The 21,512-nt window shown below is 64.4% G+C and carries 22 protein-coding genes; 13 read left to right on the forward strand and 9 right to left on the reverse strand.

What is annotated here, in order from left to right; all coding sequences use genetic code 11:
* Positions 1-6: 6 nt before the first annotated feature.
* Complete coding sequence (locus M2427_RS37425) at positions 7-996, forward strand: hydroxyacid dehydrogenase (protein WP_280711817.1); 990 nt, start codon at positions 7-9, stop codon at positions 994-996.
* A gap of 166 nt (positions 997-1,162) precedes the next feature.
* Complete coding sequence (locus M2427_RS37430) at positions 1,163-1,630, forward strand: hypothetical protein (protein ID WP_280711818.1); 468 nt, start codon at positions 1,163-1,165, stop codon at positions 1,628-1,630.
* Here the strand turns inward: M2427_RS37430 and M2427_RS37435 are convergent, their stop codons facing one another.
* Entirely contained in the window at positions 1,631-2,128 is a 498-nt protein-coding gene (locus M2427_RS37435; RefSeq protein ID WP_280711844.1) for a DUF1993 domain-containing protein, read from the reverse strand.
* A 141-nt stretch (positions 2,129-2,269) separates the two neighbouring features.
* Here M2427_RS37435 and M2427_RS37440 point away from each other — a divergent pair, with 141 nt between their 5' ends.
* From M2427_RS37440 to M2427_RS37450, 3 genes are all read left to right on the forward strand, one after another.
* Positions 2,270-3,049, forward strand: coding sequence for a transporter substrate-binding domain-containing protein (locus tag M2427_RS37440; RefSeq protein WP_280711819.1), 780 nt, complete (start codon positions 2,270-2,272; stop codon positions 3,047-3,049).
* Between the two features lie 172 nt (positions 3,050-3,221).
* Positions 3,222-4,139 (forward strand): DUF2147 domain-containing protein, encoded by a 918-nt coding sequence (locus tag M2427_RS37445; protein WP_280711820.1) that lies wholly within the window; start codon positions 3,222-3,224, stop codon positions 4,137-4,139.
* Positions 4,140-4,299: 160 nt separating this feature from the next.
* A complete protein-coding gene (locus M2427_RS37450; RefSeq protein ID WP_280711821.1) occupies positions 4,300-4,656 on the forward strand; it encodes a hypothetical protein in 357 nt (118 codons plus the stop codon).
* A 3-nt stretch (positions 4,657-4,659) separates the two neighbouring features.
* Here the strand turns inward: M2427_RS37450 and M2427_RS37455 are convergent, their stop codons facing one another.
* Both M2427_RS37455 and M2427_RS37460 read right to left on the reverse strand, forming a co-directional pair.
* Complete coding sequence (locus M2427_RS37455; RefSeq protein WP_280711822.1) at positions 4,660-5,064, reverse strand: cupin domain-containing protein; 405 nt, start codon at positions 5,062-5,064, stop codon at positions 4,660-4,662.
* Positions 5,065-5,081: 17 nt separating this feature from the next.
* Positions 5,082-5,780: a ribonuclease activity regulator RraA gene (locus M2427_RS37460; RefSeq protein WP_280711823.1), complete on the reverse strand. Its 699-nt coding sequence runs from the start codon at positions 5,778-5,780 to the stop codon at positions 5,082-5,084.
* A gap of 247 nt (positions 5,781-6,027) precedes the next feature.
* Here M2427_RS37460 and pxpB point away from each other — a divergent pair, with 247 nt between their 5' ends.
* From pxpB to M2427_RS37475, 3 genes are read left to right on the forward strand one after another with little or no spacing between them, the layout of a single operon-like run.
* Entirely contained in the window at positions 6,028-6,759 is a 732-nt protein-coding gene (gene pxpB / locus M2427_RS37465) for a 5-oxoprolinase subunit PxpB (RefSeq protein ID WP_280711824.1), read from the forward strand.
* The gene (locus M2427_RS37470) at positions 6,756-7,793 is read left to right on the forward strand and encodes a biotin-dependent carboxyltransferase family protein (RefSeq protein ID WP_280711825.1); all 1,038 of its coding nucleotides are present in this window, start codon (positions 6,756-6,758) and stop codon (positions 7,791-7,793) included. The genes pxpB and M2427_RS37470 overlap by 4 nt, the downstream gene beginning before the upstream one ends.
* A gap of 30 nt (positions 7,794-7,823) precedes the next feature.
* The gene (locus M2427_RS37475; protein ID WP_280711826.1) at positions 7,824-8,594 is read left to right on the forward strand and encodes a 5-oxoprolinase subunit PxpA; all 771 of its coding nucleotides are present in this window, start codon (positions 7,824-7,826) and stop codon (positions 8,592-8,594) included.
* 17 nt (positions 8,595-8,611) lie between these two features.
* On the opposite strand, the gene M2427_RS37480 is transcribed toward M2427_RS37475, so the two are convergent.
* The 5 genes from M2427_RS37480 to M2427_RS37500 all read right to left on the reverse strand — a co-directional run bounded on the left by M2427_RS37480 (position 8,612) and on the right by M2427_RS37500 (position 14,528).
* Complete coding sequence (locus M2427_RS37480; protein ID WP_280711827.1) at positions 8,612-8,785, reverse strand: hypothetical protein; 174 nt, start codon at positions 8,783-8,785, stop codon at positions 8,612-8,614.
* 259 nt (positions 8,786-9,044) lie between these two features.
* A complete protein-coding gene (locus M2427_RS37485) occupies positions 9,045-10,664 on the reverse strand; it encodes a sulfite reductase subunit alpha (RefSeq protein WP_280711828.1) in 1,620 nt (539 codons plus the stop codon).
* The gene (locus M2427_RS37490) at positions 10,661-12,442 is read right to left on the reverse strand and encodes a NirA family protein (RefSeq protein WP_280711829.1); all 1,782 of its coding nucleotides are present in this window, start codon (positions 12,440-12,442) and stop codon (positions 10,661-10,663) included. The genes M2427_RS37485 and M2427_RS37490 overlap by 4 nt, the downstream gene beginning before the upstream one ends.
* A gap of 335 nt (positions 12,443-12,777) precedes the next feature.
* Positions 12,778-13,941 (reverse strand): CmpA/NrtA family ABC transporter substrate-binding protein, encoded by a 1,164-nt coding sequence (locus M2427_RS37495; protein WP_280711830.1) that lies wholly within the window; start codon positions 13,939-13,941, stop codon positions 12,778-12,780.
* Entirely contained in the window at positions 13,938-14,528 is a 591-nt protein-coding gene (locus M2427_RS37500; protein ID WP_280711831.1) for an ANTAR domain-containing protein, read from the reverse strand. Before M2427_RS37500 ends, M2427_RS37495 begins: the two co-directional genes overlap by 4 nt.
* A 518-nt stretch (positions 14,529-15,046) precedes the next feature.
* On the opposite strand from M2427_RS37500, the gene M2427_RS37505 reads away from it, so the two are divergent.
* On the forward strand, positions 15,047-15,358 hold the full coding sequence (locus M2427_RS37505; protein ID WP_280711832.1) for a hypothetical protein: 312 nt from the start codon (positions 15,047-15,049) through the stop codon (positions 15,356-15,358).
* 69 nt (positions 15,359-15,427) lie between these two features.
* On the forward strand, positions 15,428-16,747 hold the full coding sequence (gene rimO, locus M2427_RS37510) for a 30S ribosomal protein S12 methylthiotransferase RimO (protein WP_280711834.1): 1,320 nt from the start codon (positions 15,428-15,430) through the stop codon (positions 16,745-16,747).
* 167 nt (positions 16,748-16,914) lie between these two features.
* Here the strand turns inward: rimO and M2427_RS37515 are convergent, their stop codons facing one another.
* A complete protein-coding gene (locus M2427_RS37515; RefSeq protein WP_280711835.1) occupies positions 16,915-17,856 on the reverse strand; it encodes a hypothetical protein in 942 nt (313 codons plus the stop codon).
* Between the two features lie 124 nt (positions 17,857-17,980).
* Between M2427_RS37515 and M2427_RS37520 the strand changes: the two genes are divergently transcribed.
* The 3 genes from M2427_RS37520 (at position 17,981) to M2427_RS37530 (ending at position 21,332) form a co-directional block, all read left to right on the forward strand.
* Positions 17,981-19,126, forward strand: a complete 1,146-nt coding sequence (locus M2427_RS37520; protein WP_280711836.1) for a tetratricopeptide repeat protein — start codon at positions 17,981-17,983, stop codon at positions 19,124-19,126.
* A gap of 96 nt (positions 19,127-19,222) precedes the next feature.
* Positions 19,223-19,864 carry a hypothetical protein gene (locus tag M2427_RS37525; RefSeq protein ID WP_280711846.1) on the forward strand — a complete coding sequence of 214 codons (642 nt, stop codon included), beginning with the start codon at positions 19,223-19,225 and terminating at the stop codon, positions 19,862-19,864.
* A gap of 271 nt (positions 19,865-20,135) precedes the next feature.
* Positions 20,136-21,332 carry an acetylornithine transaminase gene (locus M2427_RS37530; protein WP_280711837.1) on the forward strand — a complete coding sequence of 399 codons (1,197 nt, stop codon included), beginning with the start codon at positions 20,136-20,138 and terminating at the stop codon, positions 21,330-21,332.
* The last annotated feature ends 180 nt before the right edge of the window (positions 21,333-21,512 follow it).

A 21,512-nucleotide genomic window follows, 5' to 3' on the forward strand; every position in this document is an offset into this window, starting at 1 on the left:
GGAGCGATGACGACCAACAAGAAGAAGATCTTCGTTACACAAACTTTATCGCAAGGGGCACGCGCCCTCCTCACCCAGCGGGACGATATCGAACTCGTCGAGTTTCCGAACCTGATCTCTGCCAAGGATTTCGAGGCTCTGCTCAAGAGCCATGCACCGGTCCACGGCGTGGCGCTGGGCGCCACTGCTTTTGGCGAGACGGAGCTCGAAGCGTCGAAGGACATGAAAGTGGTGACCCGTATCGGCGTCGGCTACGACGCCGTCGATGTCCCCGCCCTCTCGCGCCGCAAGGTGCCGCTGATGGTCGCAGGCAGCGCCAACTCGCCTTCAGTCGCCGAGCAGGCACTGTTCATGATGCTGACGCTCGCCAAGCGCGCCAACGAGATGCATGCCTGCGTCAAGGACGGCAAATGGGCCGAGCGCCTCGGCATGCTGCCGTTCGATCTCTACGGCAAGACCGTGCTCATCGTTGGCTTCGGCCGCATTGGCAGCCGGACCGCCAAACGCTGCCAGGCGATGGAAATGAACGTTCAGGTCTACGACCCCTACAAGGGAGCAGCCGACATCAAGGCCGCCGGCTGCGAGCCGGTCGCTGATCTCGACGCGGCGCTACCCAACGCCGACTTCGTCACCATCCACTGCCCGAAGACGCCGGAAACAGTTGGCCTGTTCGATGCTGACAGGATCGGCCGGATGAAGCCGCGGTCCTACCTCATCAACACCGCGCGGGGCGGCATCGTGAAGGAGGCTGCGCTCTACCACGCGCTCGTCTCCGGCAACCTCGCCGGCGCCGGCATTGACGTCTTCGAGGTCGAGCCGCCGCCGGTCAGCAATGCGCTGTTCGGGCTGCCCAACGTCATCATGGCCCCGCACGTCGCCGGCGTCACGGTCGAGGCAGTCCAGCGCATGAGCGAACAGACCGCGCGCAACATCCTGAGTGTGCTGGACGGCGATCCCATCAGGCAGAACATCATCAATCAGGACGTACTGGGCTGAGGTAAATCCGAAGGCGGCAAATTTGCCCGCCTTCGGATGGCCAGAATGCGTCCCATTTTGGTGCAGATCGGGCCCCAACTCAGCCTTAATCAAACCCGCGTAATAAGTCCGGCCGCGGCGGCAGTGGGACAGACTTGCCGGCCGCGTCGAGCTGGAGGATGGACCCTTGTCAGATATCGACCCGACCGACCAAGCGCTGGCGACCATCGCCAGCATTTTCGAGCGCCCCGAGCCTGGTTTCGCCGTTCGCGACACCGAAGCTGAAGCGGTGGCTGCCGACGAATATGCGGTCGCAGACGAGCATCACGGCGCCGACGAGCATCCGGTCGTCGAGGAGCAACCGCTGGTGCCTGAGCACACCGATGCCGACGGCTACAGCAAGGTCGGTCCCGGGCCGATGGCGGCGATCCGGCTGAAATGGACCGTCCATCGCGGCGACGACGGCCAGTACTACGTGCACGAGACCATCGGCGAGCAGTCCGCTCCCGTGGTCAGCGGGCCGATGTCGAGCGAGGCCGCCGTGCAGTTCGTCGACGAACACGAAAGTGAGGCGCAGCGACGCTTTGAGCTGCTGCGCAGCGAGATCGCCGGCCGCAGTTCGCTCGCCGATTATGAGCGCAAGGGCGAAGCTTAATTACTTTCTGCCGAGGAAGTCCTTCTTCACGAGCTCGACGCCCGCGTGCCGCAGCAGGTCGTAGGCCGTCGTGACGTGAAAGAAGAACTGCGGAATGCAGTTGACGAGCAGCAGCGTCCGCCCGGTAAAGGGCAGCTCGGTCCCGTCCTTCAGCCTCCAGACGACCTTCCGTTCCGCAGCCGCGTCGATCTCGGCGTGCGGCAGGCTCTCGATGAATTCGATCGACGTCGCGATGCGCGCCTGAAGACCCGCCATGTCGTGCTCCAGCGCCGGCAGCGCGACCGGCTCGCGGTCTGCCAGCAAGGCCGAAGTGACCATGGCGTGGCGGCAGGCCTCGCCCACCTGCTGCGCCAGATCGTACATATTCGGCGCCAACCGCATGCCGAGCAGAACGGCCGAGTCGAACCGGCGCTTCTCCGCATAGGCAACGCCCTTGTCGAGCAGGACGGACAGGTTGCGCAAATAAGGCACGAACAGGCCCACCGAGGCCTCGTACATCGAGATCGTCACGTCGAGATTCCCTTCAATTCCGTCTCGCCAGAAACCGGCATCTGGTCTAAATCCTCTTGAGAGCTGCACAATGACAGCTCGGGCTTTGGTGGAAAAGACTTGGGCAAAAATGAGTTGGGTGGAAAAGAGATGATCGTTCGAATCGTGGCGGCCTTGGCCGTCGTCTTGCTGGCAACCCTTTCGGCACACGCGCAGCAAACGCCCTCGCGCCTCGACGAGATCATCAAGCGCGGCACCCTGCGCGTCGGCATGACCGGCGACTACAAGCCCTTTACCTATCTGGACAAGGCGACGCAGCAATTTTCCGGCTTCGACGTCGACATGGCGGAGTCGCTGGGCAAAGCGCTCGGCGTCAAGGTTGAGTTCGTCCCGACGGCCTGGCCGAAGCTGATGAAGGATTTCGAGGCCGACCAGTTCGACATTGCGATGGGCGGCGTCTCCGTGACCCTGGACCGCCAGAAGAAGGGCTTCTTCTCGACGCCGATCATGCGCGAGGGCAAGACGCCGATCGCGCGTTGCGCCGATGTCGGCAGGTACCAGAGCATCGCCGATATCGACAAGAAGGGCACCCGCGTCATCGTCAATCCCGGCGGGACCAATGAGCGTTTCGCGCGCGCCAACATCAAGGACGCTGACATTAGTGTCTTCCCCGACAATACCGAGATCTTCCACGAGATCGCCAAGGGCAATGCCGACCTGATGATGACGGACGCGTCCGAGACCCGCTACCAGCAGAAGCAGAACTCCGGCGTGCTCTGCGCGGTGCATCCGGACAAGCCGTTCGATTTCTCGGAGAAGGCCTACTGGCTCCAGCGCGACATGGCGCTGAAGGCCTTCGTCGACCAGTGGCTGCACATCTCCATGGAGGACGGCAGCTACAAGAAGATCTACGCCGCATGGTTCGACTAACCGCCGCGGCCTCCTGACGCTTGCCCCTCGCCAAACTTTGGACCGGCTCCTGGGGTATTGAACCCCGAACGTCCGGCAGACGACTCATACCGTGACAGTGATCTAGATCACTTTTCGCAATCGGGCCGGGGCGTAAGCGTCGGTGCGGCGATCAGCTTTTCGGGAGATAGAAATGAGGAAGCTGTTGGCGACGGCCGCATTCCTTTTGGTGAGCACCGCAGCGCAGGCGCAGTACACGTTCGAGTACGGCGGCCGCACCATCCGCATCGACCCAGACCGCGGCACGGTGCAGATTCCCGGCGTCTACGACAACACCGGCAAGGCCAAGAAAGCCAAAAAGAACGAGACGCCCCCGGCCCAGCAAACCCCGCAGCAAGCCAAGGTCGATCCACAAATCCCGGCCGCACCGGCGCCGCCGCCCGCTCCTGTCGTCGCGCCTTCCGCAGCGGAACAACCGCCGACGGCACCTGCTCCCGCAGCCGCGGCTCCGCCACCGGCCCCGCCGCCCCCAGCTACTCCGCCTCCGGCGGCGACGGCCAGTACCGCTCCCGCTGAAGACCTGATGGTGCCGCCGCCTCAACCGGCTCCAAACGCGGCCCCGACGGTGGCTACGGCGCCGGCCGCACCGGCCCCGCCACCCGCGCCAGCTCCGCCGCCGGCTCCGACAGTGGCTGTCGCACCGCCGGCTCCGCCTCCGCCGCCCGCTCCGGCGCCTGTGGCTGCCCCCGCGCCAGTTCAATCCGCGGCTGTCGCCCCGGCAGCTCCAGCGGTTGCGCCCGCACACGACCTCAATTCGCCGCTCGGCGTCTGGCTCACCGAGGAGAAGGAAGGCAAGGTCCGCATCGAGCAATGCGGCAGTAATCTCTGCGGCTATTCGGTCGACAGCAAATCGAACCAGAACGGCGAGCAGATCCTGATCAACATGAAACCTGGCAAGGACCAGAAATGGTCGGGCCGCATCCTCGATCCCAATACCAACTCGACTTACGACTCCACGATCTCGCTGAAGGGAACGGACCGCCTGCATGTCCAGGGCTGCGCCTTCGGCGGTATGTTCTGCGGCGGCCAGACCTGGACGCGCGTGAACTAGGTCAGCGTGACGTTCTTCGAGAGAGACAAGGGGCCCGTGATCCGGGCCCCTTTGCTTTTGTGCGTCTCCTCACAGAGGGCCTGGCGCGCGTGACTGTCCTCACATCGCGGGTTCCGCGCCCGTGACAGGTTCCCCGCACAGTCAACCAAAGGGGCGTGTCATGAACGGTTTTCGCAAAGGTCTCTTCGCTACGATACTCGCTATCGTTGTCCCGCTTGCGCATGCGGACGCTGCGGGCTCGACGTTCGACGGCACATGGAACGTCCGCATCTCCTCGTCGAGCCAGACCTGCGGCAACGGATCGACCGTCGCGATCGGCATCAACAACGGCCAGATCGCTTCGAGCAGTGCCGCGGTGACCGCATCAGGCCGCGTCGCTGACGCCGGCAGCATCAGCGTCGCCCTGAGCACCGGCATCAAGAGCGCTGTCGGCTCCGGCCGGCTCAGCGGCACCTCGGGCTCCGGCACATGGCATGGCGCCATGTGCTCGGGCACCTGGACCGCTGAGCGGATGTAAGCGTCAACCGAGCGCTGCCCCGTATTCGGCGTCCGTCACCGGCTCGAGCCAGGTCGAGAACACGCCGTCGAGTGCTTCCTGCATGGCAATGTGGCACATCGAGTTGCCCGGCGAGGCGCCGTGCCAGTGCACTTCCCCCGGCGGAATCCACACGGTGTCGCCGGGACGGATCTCCTTGACCGGGCCGCCCTTGGTCTGGACGCGGCCGACGCCCGAAATCACATACAGCGTCTGCCCGAGCGGATGGTGATGCCAGTTGGTGCGAGCGCCCGGCTCGAACGAAACGCGCGAGACGTTCAGCCGCGCCGGCGCGGGCGCCATGTTGATGGGGTCCTGCAACACGGTGCCGGTGAAGTGTTCCTTGGGCGCGCGGCGGGTCGGCCGCGTGCCTGCGAGGGTAATGTCCATGGTGTCCTCGTTTCCTGTTACTTCTTGCTGGCGGCGTAGCGCGCCTTGGTCTCGGCGTTCATGGGATAGAGGCCGGGCAGCACCGCGCCGTTGTTCACTTCGTTGACGATCCAGGCTTCCATCCGCTCCTGCTCGACGCCCTCGGCGAGCACGTGGTCGAGCATCGCCGCCGGGATCAGCACGCAGCCATCCTGATCGGCGACGACAATGTCGTTCGGGAACACGGCGACGCCGCCGCAGCCGATCGGCTCGCCCCAGCCGACGAAGGTCAGGCCTGCGACGGACGGCGGCGCGGCATAGCCATCGCACCACACCGGCAGATTGGTGCCGAGCACGCCCTCGACGTCACGCACGACGCCGTCGGTCACGAGCGCGGTGACGCCGCGCTTCATCATGCGGGCGCAGAGGATGTCGCCGAAGATGCCGGCATCGGTGATGCCCATGGCGTCGACCACGGCGATGCAGCCTTCCGGCATCGCCTCGATCGCGGTGCGGGTCGAGATCGGCGACGACCAGGATTCCGGCGTCGCCAGATCCTCGCGGGCCGGCACGAAGCGCAGCGTGAAGGCAGGTCCCACCAGGCGCGGCAGGCCCGGACGCAGCGGACGCGCGCCGCGCATCCACACATTGCGCAGGCCCTTCTTCAGCAGGACCGTGGTGATGGTGGCAGTGGTGATGCCGGCGAGGGTCTTGCGGGCTTCGGGGGACAGCGACATGGGCGAGAACGAGCTCCGAGGTGCAGGAAAGAACGCGCGCATCTTGCGAGCCGGGCGCCTGCCGTCAAGGCCCAAAGCCCTGACACAAACGCGCCCCTGCCGGGCTGTTATGCGACGCGATAACAAGGCTTTATCGGCACCCCCTGCATTAATTTATTGGACTTGCGGGCGCATTTACGCGAAGCAGGGTTGAGGCGGAACTCAAGGTCGAGCCCGCGTTTCCCGAGAAGCCCGATATCGACAGCCCATGGCCGCGACGCTTTCTCCGCCCCGCCTTCTGCCCAGTGGCGACAGCGCCGTCACGGTCGAGTTCAGCCGCACCATCGACGACGCCGCCAACGAGCGCGTGCTCGCACTCGACAAGGCGCTCGCAGCTTCGCCCATCGAGGGCATCTCCGAGACCATCCCGACCTATCGCTCGCTGCTGGTGCATTACGACCCCGGCAAGATCGGATTTGACGCGCTTGGCGAAAAGCTGGTTGCGCTCGCCAGCCAGAAGCTGCCGACGACGACGAGGGCGCGGCGCTGGCGCATTCCCGTCGCCTATGGCGGTGAGCACGGCATTGATCTGGAGGATGTCGCGAAGGCGCTCAACACCACGCCCGACGACATCGTCGCCCGTCATTCCGGAGGCGACTATCGCGTCGCAATGATCGGCTTCACGCCGGGCTGGTCCTATCTCAGCGGGCTCGACAAATCCCTGCACATGTCGCGGCGGCAGTCGCCCCGGCTGTTCACGCCCGCGGGCACAATCTCAATCGGCGGCATCCAGGCGGGCATCCAGTGCCTGGCCGCGCCGAGCGGCTGGCACTTGCTCGGCCGCACGCCTGTCAGAACCTATCAGCTCCACCGCAATCCAACCTTCCTCACCGAGCCCGGTGATCGCGTGACGTTCTTTGCCATCGACCACAAGACGTTCGAGGACATGGACCGCGCCGCGGAAGCCGGCGAGATCATCGCCGAGCGGGTCGACGCATGAGCCGGCTCATTGTCGCCAGCATCGGGCCCGCAAGCTCCGTCCAGGACGGCGGCCGCCACGGCGCGCAGCGCTACGGCCTGACGGTGAGCGGCGCGATGGACCGGCTGGCGTTGGCAGCGGCGAACACGCTGGTCGGCAACGAGCCCTTCGCAGCCGCTGTCGAGATCGGCCCGTTCGGCGCGACCTTCACGGCCAGGGACGGCGCCGTGCGCGTCGCGATATCGGGTGCGCCGCGCAATGCTGATGTCGCCGGCAAACCGGTGGCGATGGACAATTCGGTCACGCTGAAGGACGGCGAGACGCTGACGCTGGGCTTTGCCCGCGGCGGCGCGTTCACCTATCTCGCGATCGAAGGCGCCATCAAAGGCGAAGAGGTGTTCGGCAGCCTCGCGGTCAATGCCCGCGCCGGGCTTGGCAGTCCCTACCCGCGCGCGCTGCAGGCCGGCGACGAATTCACGGTCGATGCCGCCAGCGGCGCGCCCGAATTGCGGATCGAGCTGCCGAAGCCAATAAGCGGCCCGATCCGCGTCGTGCTGGGGCCGCAGGACGACGAGTTCGACGACGCCAACAAGGCGCTGTTCCTGGGGAGCGACTGGAAGATCTCGGCGACGTCAGACCGCATGGGCTACCGGCTCGACGGCCCCGCGATCAAGCATCTGCACGGCCACAACATCGTCTCCGACGGCACGGTCAACGGCAGCATCCAGGTGCCCGGCAATGGCGCGCCGATTGTGCTGATGATGGACCGCGGCACCTCAGGCGGCTATCCCAAGATCGCAACCGTGATCACGGCCGATGTCGGCCGGCTCGCGCAGACCTCGGCAGGAACGGCATTCCGCTTCAAGGCCGTCACGGTGGCCGAGGCGCAGGACGAGGCGCGCAAGTTTCAGCAAATAATCCGCACCCTGCCCGATCGCCTGCGCTCGTCCGACACGGTCGAGCTGAACATCGAGGCGCTCAGCAATGCCAACGTTGCGGGCTATGCGGTGAGCGCGATGGATGCCGGGACCTGGCAGGTCACGGCGGAGCCGTAACGACATCAAGACCAGAGGCGGAGAGCAACCATGAAGACGATCGATCTCAATTGCGACCTCGGCGAAGGTTTTGGCGCGTGGGAGATGGGCAACGATGCCGCCATGATTGACCTCGCAAGCTCAGTCAACGTCGCCTGCGGCTTCCATGCCGGCGACCCCGACATCATGCGCCGCACGGTGGAGCTGGCGAAGGCGCGCGGCGTCTCGGTCGGCGCGCATCCCGGCTATCGCGACCTGCACGGCTTCGGCCGGCATCCGATCGCCGGCCTGAAGGCTTCCGAAATCGAGAACCTCGTCGCCTACCAGATCGGCGCGCTGCAGGCGATCGCGACGGCGGCCGGTCACAAGGTCACGCATGTGAAGGCACATGGCGCGCTGTCGAATGTTGCCTGCGAGGACGACATGACGGCGAAGGCGATCGCTGCGGGAATCAAGGCCGTCGATCCCAGCCTGATCTTCGTGGTGCTGGCCAATTCGAAGCTGGTGAAAGCAGGTGAAGAAGCCAACCTGCCGATGGTGCACGAGGTGTTCGCCGACCGCGCCTATGAGGACGACGGCAATCTCGTCTCGCGCAAGAAGCCCGGCGCGGTGCTGCACGATGCCAAAGTGATCGCCGACCGCGTGGTGCGGATGGTGCAGGATGGCGCGGTGGTGTCGGTCACAGGCAAGGTCATCAAGATGCGCACGGACACGGTGTGCATCCACGGCGACACGCACGGCGCCGTCGAGATCGCGCGGACGCTGCGCCAAGCCTTGAAGGATGCGGGCATCGAGGTCGCGCCGTTCAAGCGCGGGTCGTGATCAGCGGCGAAGACTTGTTAAAACGGGTGCACCGACAGCGTGCCGAAGAGAAGCACTGCGATGAGCGCGCAGGCGCCGTAGATGCCGATGTGGGGCGCGCTCGCCTTTGTCCTGCGCGAGAGCGACCGCGCATAGAGATGAAGCCTGGCTTCCGCCGACAATGCCCGGATGGTCGATTTCCAACGCAGCATCCGGCGAGTATGAACGATCGAACACGACGACTGTAAGACGGCCGTGCAAATAGCGATGGAAGCGCTTTGAAAACTCGCTTTGCAGGTGAAAATTCTCCGCAATCGCGGGTTCCAGGAATCCTATTCGTTAAAGTCCGAGCCAAATGGAACCGGTTCCGGTTCCAACAAACCGAAACCGCGAAAACAACCCCATGCACAGTAGAACGCCGTCGCAGGCGCGATGCACGGCGACGGCGATTCAGGGAGATCCCGCCGCGGCTTAGTAGACGTCGGCCTGGAAGCGGCCGGTCTTCTTCAACTCGGCGACAAAGCTGACGGCCTCGTCGGTCGAGCGCGCGCCGAACTGGGCGACGATGTCGACCAGAGCACGTTCGACGTCCTTGGCCATGCGCTTGGCATCGCCGCAGATATAGAGATGCGCGCCTTCGGCGAGCCAGGTCCACAGCTCGCGGCCGACCTCGCGCATGCGGTCCTGCACATAAAACTTCTTCTCGCCGTCGCGCGACCAGGCCAGCGACAACCGGGTCAATTGCCCCGACGTCTTCATCGCATTGAGCTCGTCCTGGTAGAAGAAATCGCAATCGCTGCGCTGATGGCCGAAGAACAGCCAGTTCTTGCCGGGCGCGCCGGTCGCCTTGCGATCGAGCAGAAAGGCGCGGAACGGCGCGATGCCGGTGCCGGGCCCGATCATGATGATAGGCGTCTTCGGATCCTGCGGCAGGCCGAAGCCGTGCGCCTTCTGCACATAGACCTTGAGCGTCTCGCCGTCATTGATGCGCTCGCCAAGGAAGGTCGAGGCAACACCGAGCCGCTTGCGCTTGTTGATGACATAGCGCACGGAATCGACCGTGAGCGAGAGCTTCCCGGGCGTCGCATTGTGCGACGACGAGATCGAATAGAGCCGCGGCTGCAGCGGCTCGAGCGCCTCGACGAATGCTTCCGGATGCGGCCGCGTGCCGGAGAACTTCTGCAGCGTGGCCATCACGTCGAGAGTGGCCGCATCGCCATCGGGATCTTCACCTTGTGCCAGCGCGCGCGCCTTCTCGCGCTGCGCGCCGCCGGTGATGAAGGAGATCAGCTCGAACAGCGAGTCCGGTGCCGGCGACAGCGAGACATCGTCGATCAAGACCTCACGCAAGGTCTTGCCGTTGACCTTGGTCGTGTGCGACGCACCGAGCAGCGCGATGATCTGGTCGACGAGGCCGACATCGTTGCGCGGGAACACGCCAAAACTGTCGCCGACGACGTAATCGAGCTTGCTCTCGGAGAGATCGAATTCGATGTGATAGGTCTCTTTCTCCGACTTGCCCTTGTTGAGCAGGCGCCGCGACAGGAAGGTCGCCGCAACCGGGTTGTCGCGCGAGCGGCCGGGCTCGGCGATCGTAACCGTCACCGCCGGCGCTGCCGCGACATCCGCCTTGCCCGCCGGCTTGTCACCTCCCTTGGCCGCGGGCGCCTTGTCCAGCTCCTCGTAGAGCGATTTCAGCATCCGGGCGGTTTCCTTGCCGCCGGGGACGCAGAGATTGAGCCGCGCTTCGCTGCGGCTCGCGATCGCTTCCGAATAGTCGCTGCAATTGTAGCCACACTGGCCGCAGTCCTGCTGCGCCATCGCCGCCATCATCTTGCGGCGGACGGGGCGGCCTTCGGCCAGCTTCATGCGGTCGGCAATCGGCATGGTCTGGTCATGCCACGGCGCTTCACCGTCGTCGCCGTCGCCACTTTGCATGACAGCGGTGCCCTGCTCCGCGGACAGCGGCGTCGCCACGTCAGGCGACAACAGGCCGGCAAAGAAGCCGTTCAGCCAGGAACGCTGCGCGTCCGAGAACGGGGCGCTGGCGGGGATGATGTCGAGTTTCGGCGGAGGTGTGATCTGGTTCATGCGGACACCTGTGCATCGGCAAGCTTGCGCAGCGTCTCGCCGTCGTGGCGGCGCGCGAAAGCGAGGAAGGTTTCGTCGGGCGATGAGCGATGGGCGAGATAGGCCTTGAGCAGCGCCTCGACCGTCTTCGGCGCGTCCTCGGCCTTGAGGTCGTGATAGACCTCCTGCCCGACGTCCGCGTCGGGACCGAACCCGCCGCCGGTGAAGAGGTGATAGCCCTCGACCGTGTCCTCCTCGCTCACGGGCACGCGGGCGCCGATCAGGCCGATGTCGCTGATGTAGTGCTGCGCGCAGGAATGATGGCAGCCGGTGACGTGGATGTTGACAGGCTTGTCCATGGCGACACGCGGCTCGCACCAGTCGCCGATCTCGGCGGCATTGCGCTTGGTGTTCGACGCGGCAAAGCGACAACCGGCATTGCCGGTGCAGGCGATCAGGCCGGCACGGATATGCGAGGCCTCGGCCGCAAGCCCGAGCTCCTTGATCGCGGCGGTCGCAAGCGCGACGTTCTCGTCGCGCACGCCAGAGATCAGCAGGTTCTGCCAGACGGTCAGGCGGATCTCACCGTCGCCGAGATCGCGTGCGACCTTGGCAAGGCCGCGCATCTGGTTGCAGCTGATCTTGCCGAGCGTCAGCGACACGCCGATCCAGTTCAAACCATCCTGCTTCTGCTTGTGCACGCCGACATGCGCCATGCGGTCCGCGACAGGCCGCGGGGCAAACGCCTCCTCCGGCACGCGCGCGAAAGGCGTCTTCAGCCGCTCCTCGACGAGTTTGAGGAAGCCGTCATGGCCCATCGCATCGAGCACATATTTCAGCCGCGCCTTGTTGCGGTTGGTGCGATCGCCATGCTCGATGAAGACGCGCACGATGGCGTCGGCAACGGCAGTGGCCTGCTCCGGCTTGACGATGATGCCGGAGTATTTTGCAAAGTCCTTGTGACCGGTGATGCCGCCAAGGCCGAGTCTGAACCAGACCCCGGGCTCGACGCCAAAACCGTCCTTCACCTCATGGGCGGTGAAGGCGATGTCGTTGGTCTCCTCCAGCACCGCGATCTTGCCGGCGCCGTCGAAGGCAACGTTGAACTTGCGCGGCAGGCCGTAGAGCGAACGATCGTTGAGGATGTGATAGTGCCACTCGCGCGCGAAGGGCCGCGTATCGATCAGCTCCTGCGGATCGATGCCGGCGGTCGGGGTCCCTGTCACGTTGCGGATGTTGTCGGCGCCGGAGCCGCGCGAGCACAGGCCGAGGTCCTGGATGCCCTCGAGCAGCTTGGTCGCGTTCTTCGGCGGGAGCTCGCGAAGCTGGAGATTGGCGCGCGTGGTGACGTGGCTGTAGGGCCCACACAGTTCCTCGGCGAGATCGGCAAGCCCCGACAGCTGCCAATGCTTCATGATGCCGTTCGGGATGCGCAGGCGGCACATATAGGAGTCCTGCGTCGGCGCGACGTAGAAGATGCCGTAGTAGCGCCAGCGGAAATTGTCCGCCGGGCTCGGCGGCGCGTTGTCCAGCGCCTGCTGGCGCAGCCGCGGATAGGCATCGAAGGGATGCTCGTCGCGCTTGAACTTCTCCTGATCGGCAAGCTTCTTGCCCGATGCGATGATCTTGTCCTGCGCCTTGATGTGCGCGGCGTCAGGGCCAACAGGCTCGGCATTGGCCTTGCCGGCGGCGCCGCCAAGGCCGCGGCCGACCTTGCTGATCTGGAGACCGGTCGTGAAACCTTCGAGATAGCGTTTCTGCTCGTCGGTGAAGTCGACTGCGAGCGTTTCGATTTTCATGGTCGGTAACGAAGCTCCTGCGGCCACCGGGGTGGCATCGACGGAATGGGAAGGCCCCGCGAGGAACTCAGCTGGCCCAAAAGCCTGCTTCGCCACCCAACGGTCCAATCAGCTTCGTTGCTGTGGGACTTGGCTCAGCAGGCATCTGCGACAAGCTGGCCGCACTGCAACATACAAGTTGCGTGCCAGCTTCCGTGAAATAAAAACAGATGTTATTTCAGATGATTGCGGGCGCCTCCGGAATTATCCGGGGCTCGTTCCTTGATGAAATTCGGGCAGCCGGCTTAAAATTTAGCCGATGCTCCCGGGCGCCCAAAAAGCATGCAGGCCGGGAATCAGGCCTTCCAGCGACCGACCTCGAAGGCTTCGAGGTGCCCGGGGATGTTGTCGGGATTGAAGGCCGGGCCGGCAAACGCGCCGAACGGCGCAGGCGCTTCAGTGGGCTGTCGACGACCGAGAGCCGCGTCATAGAGATCGGGCCTGAACACGGCCATGGCCGTCTTGACGCCGTCAGGCGTCAGCGGCGTCTGTCCCCAGCGCACCATCTGCGCGTAGAGCCAGGCGGCCTGGACCGGATCGGGGCGCCCCGCCCCTTCGCGCCCAACCAGCAGATAGCGGTCGCTCTCGCGCACCGTACCGTCGGGCGAAATCTTGAGGCGCCCATCAAGGGTGCGCTGGATCACCTCGGCATCGACGCCGATCCGCTCCGGTTGCGCCAGGATGCGCGCAGCCTCGGTCCGGTTCTCCGGATGCTCAATGAAGGCCGCGGCCTCGGCGGCAGCCCGCACGAGGCTCGCGACCACATCCGGATTCTTGTCGGCCCAGACCTGACGAACCGCCAGCACCTTTTCGGCCGCGCGAACGAGAATGTCGGAGGAGAAATGCAGGATGTGACCGATGCCGAGATCGACGGCGACCGAGTTCCAGGGCGCGCCGACGCAGAAGGCATCGACATGGCCGCTCTTGAGGCTGTCGACCATGAAAGGCGGCGGCAGCACCACCAGGCGCACATCCTCGTCGGGATCGACGCCGGCCGCCGCCATCCAGAACCGGAGCTGATAATTGTGGGTCGAGAACGGAAAGGTCATGCCGAAGGTCAAGGGATCGGCGCCCGCATTGCGCCTGATGGCCACCACCTTCGCTAGCGCTTTCGCTGTGGCCATCGGATCGAAGCGGTCGCCATCGACCTGCTCCATCAGCGCGGCATGCAGTGCCGGCGAGACCGTGATCGCATTGCCGTTGATGCCGAGGTTGAAGGGCGCCGCGATCGGCACCTTGACGTGGCCGAGCCCGAGCGAGGACGCGATCGCAACCGGCGCCAGCAGATGCGCGGCGTCGAACAGGCCGATGTTCAGCTTGTCGCGGACGTTCGACCAGGACACCTCGCGCACCAGCTCGATCTCGAGGCCTTCGGCCGCCGCAAAACCCTTGTCGACCGCAACGATCAGGGCGGCGGCATCGACCAGCGGGATGAATCCGATGCGAAGCGGAGTGGTCATTTCAGCATCTCCGACGCGGTGATGATCGACTGCGCGATCTCGCCGATTTTCTTCTTTTCGCGCATGGCGGTGGAGCGCAGCAGCACGTAGGCCTCGTCCTCGTTGAGGCCCTTGACCTTCATCAGGATGCCCTTGGCCTTCTCGATGATCTTGCGGTCCTCGAGCTGCGACTTGGTCCGCTCCAACTCCTCCTGAAGCTTGGCGAAGGCGTTGAAGCGCGACACGCAGAGATCGAGGATCGGCTTGATGCGCTCCTTCTTCAGCCCGTCGACGATGTAGGCCGACACCCCGGCTTCGACCGAAGCCTGGATCGAGGCGGAATCGCTCTGGTCGACAAACATCGCGATGGGACGCTTCACCGCGCGGCTGACCTGGAACATCGCCTCCAGCACGTCGCGGCTGGGGTTTTCCAGATCGATCAGGATGATGTCGGGGTCAACAGCATAAATACGAGCGAGCAGGCTCTGCATCTCGCGGATATGGACGACTTGCGTGAACCCGGCCTCCCGCAACCCCTCCTCGAGGATCGCGGCCCTGACCGGGCTTTCGTCGACGATCACGATCTTGGGCGACTGTTCGGCGCTCATGGCTCACTCACGGCAGGTGATTCATCCATAGCACGCCGGAACGCCCTGCAAAGGGTTGTAATTATGGGCAATTGGGACTAGCTCAAGCCTGTCAATCAGGCAGATTTGAATATGGATCAGACGGCTGCGCGCGAGGTCAGATTCGTGTCGCTGGGGGATGGCTGAGACAACGAATGTAAACTTTTTGAGCCGCCCGCTCCCCGCAGTAGTCTACAATCATCGAAATCGTGGAGAACGCGATGAGCACGCATCTGGCACGAATGCGTTCCGAAGTCTGGTCAAGCTGATACGACAGAGGGAGAGTTCTTGCATGCAGTGGAGAAGCTGCGCAACGAAGCCCCGAAAGACGGAGTGACCGTCCGCATTCGAGAACGGTGACAGACCGTAATGGGTCAGAATCGCTCGGTGAGATCGAACGTCAGTCGTGGTGCCGGTACTCCTGCTTGCGAATGTCGATACCGACGGCTGGGTGACATACTGAACAAGTCGATATGATTAAGTTCCCTGGACCGCCACCTGTGGGCCCCGCTGACAGTTACTTCCATGCGGTCTGGATCGATGCCCAGGAGGATGAGCCAATCGAATGGTTCGACGAACTCGACGCATCTCGCTTGTCGATTCGTTGCGTCAGGAAGTACCGCGATGGCCGCCTCGAAGCATATAGCTATGCCAGCGGCAACTGGCGGGACGTCATGCCTGAGGGTTCATTCCCGCCGCTCGCGGTCATCAACAGAGACCCGCAGTTCGTTGCAAAGGAAATCTCGAAATCCGAATTCGAGTTCGTGTGGGATCAGGCAAAACGGTCTGCCATTGATCAGAGAATGGGTTGAAATTTGCTATCCGATCAATTACTTGGATCCTAAATCCGAATAATTCAGATCAAGGTTCCAGCCGATCACATGGAAAGAGCGCCACGCATTTCATTCACGTCACTCGGCTGCCCCAAGGCATTGGTGGATTCCGAGCGCATCATCACGCGCCTGCGCGCGGAGGGCTACGAGCTCGCCCGCAAGCACGATGGGGCCGACATCGTCATCGTCAACACCTGTGGCTTCCTCGACAGCGCCAAGCAGGAATCGCTCGCCGCGATCGGTGAGGCCATGGCCGAGAACGGCAAGGTGATCGTGACGGGCTGCATGGGCGCCGAGCCGGAGGCGATCGAGCAGGCCTATCCCGGCGTGCTCTCCATCACCGGTCCGCAGCAATATGAGAGCGTGCTGGATGCCGTGCATCGCGCGCTGCCGCCGGCACACAATCCGCATCTCGACCTGATACCGCCGCAGGGCATCAAGCTCACGCCGCGGCACTACGCGTACCTGAAGATTTCCGAAGGCTGCAACAACCGCTGCACCTTCTGCATCATCCCGAAGCTGCGCGGCGACCTGGTCTCGCGTCCGGCCGACGACGTGCTGCGCGAGGCCGAGCGTCTGGTCGGCGCCGGCGTCAAGGAGCTCTTGGTGATCTCGCAGGACACCTCGGCCTATGGCGTCGATCTCAAATATGCCGAGAGCCCGTGGAAGGACCGCCAGGTCCGCGCCAAATTCCTCGACCTCGCGCGCGAGCTCGGCGAGCTCGGGGCCTGGGTTCGCTTGCAATACGTCTACCCCTACCCGCATGTCGACGAGGTCATCGCGCTGATGAACGAGGGCAAGGTGCTGCCCTATCTCGACATCCCGTTCCAGCATGCAAGCCCCGAGGTGCTGAAGGCGATGAAGCGCCCGGCCGCGCAGGACAAGACGCTGGCGCGCATCAAGCGCTGGCGCGAGGAATGCCCCGATCTCGCGCTGCGCTCGACCTTCATCGTCGGCTTCCCCGGCGAGACCGATGCGGATTTTGCGTATCTGCTCGACTGGCTCGAGGAAGCCGAGATCGATCGGCTCGGTTGCTTCAAATACGAGCCGGTCGCCGGCGCCACCGCGAACGCGATCGAGAACCCAGTGCCTGATGAGGTCAAGCAGGAGCGCTACAACGCGCTGATGGCCCGCCAGCAGAAGATCTCCGCGCGCAGGCTGAAGCGCAAGGTCGGCACGCGCCAGCAGATCATCATCGACGAGGTCGGGCCGACTGTTGCGAAGGGCCGGTCGAAGGCGGATGCGCCGGAGATCGACGGCGCGGTGTATCTCTCAAGCCGCCGGCCGCTACGTGTCGGCGAGATCGTCACTGCGAAGATCGAGCGCGCGGACCAGTACGATTTGCACGGCAGTGTCGCGGGGTTCTAGCAGCGCTTGTTGCGCGCAGACGTCCCCACACCGTCATGGCCGGGCTTGTCCCGGCCATCCACGCCAAAACGACGTAGACTGAAGAACGTGGATGCCCGGGACAAGCCCGGGCATGACGACCTCTTACGAATGTTCGCGTGAGATAGCCCAGAGCCGCAGATCTATAGCTACGCCAGCCATTTCGGCACCCAGCGCTCCGGGCGCGGGGCGCGGGCGAGATCGGCCTGGGCTTCAGCGAGCGGCGCCGGCTCGCCGCCGATGGTCGGGCGCACATCGTACTCGAAATTCGGCATGACGCGGCCGTCGGCGTAGAGGCCGAATTTCATCGCGTACCATAAGCCCAACTCGGGCTGGGCGCGGCGCATCTCTTCGCGCAGGTCGCGCAAGAGGGACTCGATCGAGGCGGCTTCGTCGAACGGCTGCGGGCCGCGCGACAGCACGCGCGCCTCGTATTGCTTGCCGACGATTGCGATCTCGAAGTGCGTCTTGTCCCAGGCGTTCTTGCCCTTGGGCAGGTGCGCGGCGAGGCGCCAGCCGAGCTCGGCCATCAGGCGGTGATTGGCCCAATATTCCTCGCGGTCCCGGCTCCACTTCTCGACGAAGCCGCGGAAATCAGGCAGCTCCGAGGTGCCATCCTCGCAGGCAACAGGCTCGCCGGCCGGCCGCCTCGCGAGCCATTGCGCCAGCTCGACCGTCTGCGGCTCGACCTCGTCATGCGGCCGCAAATCGTGCCAGGCCTTGTCGAATTGCTGCGCGGTCAACTTGGTCAGCAGCGCGTCGAGGGACGGCGCGAGCAGCTCGTAATCGCCCTCCGAGCCGAGCCCCACGATCGGGGGATCGTCGCGGTCGAGGCCGGCGCCGTACCAGCCACCGACGGCCGAACCATCGGGCAGGCGCATGAACAGCGCAAAGCGATCGCGCAAGGGGCTGCCGTCGAAAATCGGCGCCTGGTCGGAGAACTGGCCCTGCAGGGAGAAGCAACCGACGCTGCCCCAGGGGCGCCCGTTCAACCAGCCGGCAAAATCCAGCAGCAAAGGCGGCGCCTCGATGCCCGGCGGAAACGCGCCGCGAATGCTGTCGAGGTCGATCGGGTATGAGGTGTCGGACAAGGCTGACAACTGTCTTGATGGTCCCGCCCTGTTGGTCGGTTCCGGCGCGCGGCCGGTTCGAACCAATTCGCGTCCCGTGATCACAAACGCGCTAGGGGCGCGTTTGTTTCCGGGCAGCAATCAAATGACATGCAATCACAAGATCCAATTACTGCCCGGGCTGCGCACACTGGCCGCCGCATTGACCCTGCTCACGATTCCGGCCGCGGCGCAATCCCCGTCACCGGCGCAGGCACGGCAATGGTGTTTCGGTTCCGGCGAGGTCAGTGACGAGCAGCGGCTCGCCGGCTGCTCGGCCGTGCTGCAGGCCACCCCGTCGAACCAGCGCGCGCTCGCCAATCGCGGCGAGATCTACCGGCGCAGGGGCGAGACCGAGCGGGCCGTGGCCGACCTCAACCGCGCGATCGATCTCGACGAGACCGATGCCATCGCATGGTACAATCGCGGCATCGCCCATGACGATCTCGGCGACCGCGACCACGCCATCCTCGACTACACCCGCGCCATCCGCCTCAGGCTCGACGCGCGCTATTACAACAACCGCGGCAACTCCTATATCGCCAAGAACGACTTTGAGCACGCGCTCGCCGATTACGATCAGGCGATCAAGCGCGATCCGAAATTCGCGCTCGCCTTCTTCAACCGCGGCACGGCCTATCGCAATCATGGCGAGGCCGACCGTGCGCTGGCGGATTTCGACATGTCGATCAAGCTCGATCCGAACTATGGCCCGGCCTATGGCAATCGCGCGCGCATCTACCGCGACAGGGGCGATCGGGATCGCGCGCTGGCCGATTTCGGAAAGTCACTGCAGCTCTCGCCGAACAACGACCGCGATTACTATGCGCGCGCGAACATGTATTTCGACGCGCACGACTTTGCGCGGGCGCTGGATGATTACGATCGCGCGCTCAAGGCCAATGCCAGCTATTCTGGCGTCTTCAACGCGCGCTGCATGACGCGCGCGATTCTCGGACGTCTGCAGGACGCGCTGGCCGATTGCGAACAATCGCTGCGGATGCGGCCTGACGATCCCTCCACGCTCGACAGCCGCGCCTTTGTCCATCTCAAGCAAGGCGATCTCGACGCGGCGATCGCCGACTACGATGCAGCATTACGCGCAAAACCGGAGCTCGACAGCTCGCTCTATGGCCGGGGGCTCGCAAAGCGGAAGAAGGGCGACAACGACGGTGCCGAGCGCGACATCGCGGCCGCGAAGGCCATCAACGCCGGTATTGCCGACAGCTTCGCGCATTACGGAATAGAATAGGCACTGCGCCGAATTGTGACACTATAGTGCATTCACGCAGAGGTCATGGACTCGTCCTAATTCTCGCGCGCCTTCAAACGCCAACGAGGAACGATGATGAGCCGCCTCCCGGACATGCTGCGCACGCAGCGCTTCGACGACTACCGCTTCTACCACCAGAGCACCGTCAACCAGACGCTGCACCTTATCAGCGCGATCATCTTCCTCGGCTGCTACGCGCTGCTGTTCAAAGACCCTGCGCTCGCCGGATTGGTCGGCTGGCTCGCGATGCTGACGCGACAGACCGGGCATTTCTTCTTCGAGCCCAACGGCTATGACGCCGTCAACGACGTCAGCAACGACTACAAGGAATCGATCAAGGTCGGCTACAACCAGACCCGCAAGATCATCCTGCTGCTGGTCTGGGGCAGCGCGCCGATTGCGCTCTACGTCCATCCGACGCTGTTCGGTCTGTTTACCCCGCCTGCCGATCGCCTCGACTTCATCCGCCATGTCGGCATGCTGTGGCTCGCGATCGGCATCGGCGGCGGGCTGGCGCGCGTGCTCCAGCTGTTTGCGACGCGCGGCGTCACCACCGGGCTGGTGTGGGCGTTCAAGGTGCTGACCGATCCCTTCCACAACATCGCGTTGTACTGGAATTCGCCGCTCAAGCTGATGCGCGGCGAGCTCATCGACAGCGCGATTGCGGACGCGGATTGGGGCGACGACGATGCCGAGGAAGCCGCGCATTCGGCTTGAGGGGATCCAGGCCAGGCGAAAACAACGGCTTGACAGACACGGCCATCAGGCTGTACGGACGCGCCTCATGATGACCACTCGGACCCATCTGCGCCAAGCCATGCGTCGTCGCTCCCGCGACGATGAAGGGTTGCGCCATGTCCGACGACGCCGCTGAAGCACTGACATTCAGCTGAAGTTTTCGAGAAGGCCGCACCCGCAAAGTGCGGCCTTCTTGCTTTTCGCGTCCCTTTTTCAGACCCAAATCTTCCTGCCTCCAGAGGAGTTCGACATGACCACCGCCACCCATCCGTATGACGCGCTGATGGACATCACTGCACGGCCCAAGGCCGTGTTCGTCCGTGGCGCCGGCTCATACCTCTGGGACGACAGTCGCAAGCGCTATCTCGACTTCGTGCAGGGCTGGGCGGTGAACTGCCTCGGCCACTCGCCGCCGACGGTTGCGGAGGCGCTCGCTGCACAGGCCAAGCGGCTGCTGACGCCGAGCCCGGCCTTCTACAACGAGCCGAGCCTCAAGCTGGCGCAGGCGCTCGTCGATAACAGCGCGTTCGACCAGGTGTTCTTCGCCAATTCCGGCGCCGAGGCCAATGAGGGCGCGATCAAGCTCGCGCGCAAATATGGCAGCCTGCACAAGGGCGGCGCGTTCGAGATCATCACCTTCGAAGGCGGCTTCCACGGCCGGACGCTGGCGACGATGTCGGCCTCGGGCAAGAAGGCGTTCGAGCCGCTGTTCGAGCCGAAGGTATCAGGCTTCAAGAAGGCGAAGCTGAACGACATCGGCTCGGTCGAGAAACTCATCAACAGCAATACCGTCGCCGTCATGCTCGAGCCGATCCAGGGGGAATCCGGCGTGTGGCCGGCGACCGATCAGTTTCTGCGGGAGCTGCGCGCGCTCACCAAGGCACACGGCCTGCTGCTCATTTTCGACGAGATCCAGACCGGCATGGGCCGGACCGGAAAGCTCTTTCACTACGAGCACACCGGCATCGCACCTGACATCATGACGCTCGGCAAGGGCATCGGCGGCGGCGTGCCGCTCGCAGCGCTGCTTGCGACCGAGCGCGCCTCCTGCTTCGAGCATGGCGACCAGGGCGGCACGTTCAACGGCAATCCGGTGATGTGCGCGGCCGGCCTTGCGGTGCTCGAGGAAATCAACACGCCGGAATTCTTGAAATCGGTCAGCGAGACCGGCCTGCTACTGGAAAGCGAGCTGCAAAAGGTCTCGGCGCGGCACGGCCTCGGCGGCGTGCGCGGCCGCGGCCTGCTGCTGGCGCTCGACCTCAAGCTGCCGATCGCGCCCGGGATCATCGCGCAGGCGTTCGAGGCCGGCGTGCTGCTCAATGCACCACAGCTCGACACGCTGCGCTTCATGCCGGCGCTGAACGTCACGAAGGCTGAGATTGTGGAGATGATCTGGTGCCTCGATGCGATCCTGACCAAGGCCGGCGCGGCGAGACGGGTGGCGTAAGCGCACTCGTGCCCCGGACGCCATCAGCGCGTTTACGCGCGTCCTTGACGCGCGATGGCAGCGCCCCCTTCGGCGGTGCGCTGCTGAGCCGGGGCCCATATCGCGGCAATGCGCTCTGCAGCGCCTGGGTCCCTGTGTGTGGAAAGTCTGTCATGATGGCGGTGGGCGGGAAGCCGTTGG

Origin of the sequence: Bradyrhizobium sp. BR13661 (assembly GCF_029892425.1) — a bacterium.
Taxonomy (GTDB): Bacteria; Pseudomonadota; Alphaproteobacteria; order Rhizobiales; family Xanthobacteraceae; genus Bradyrhizobium.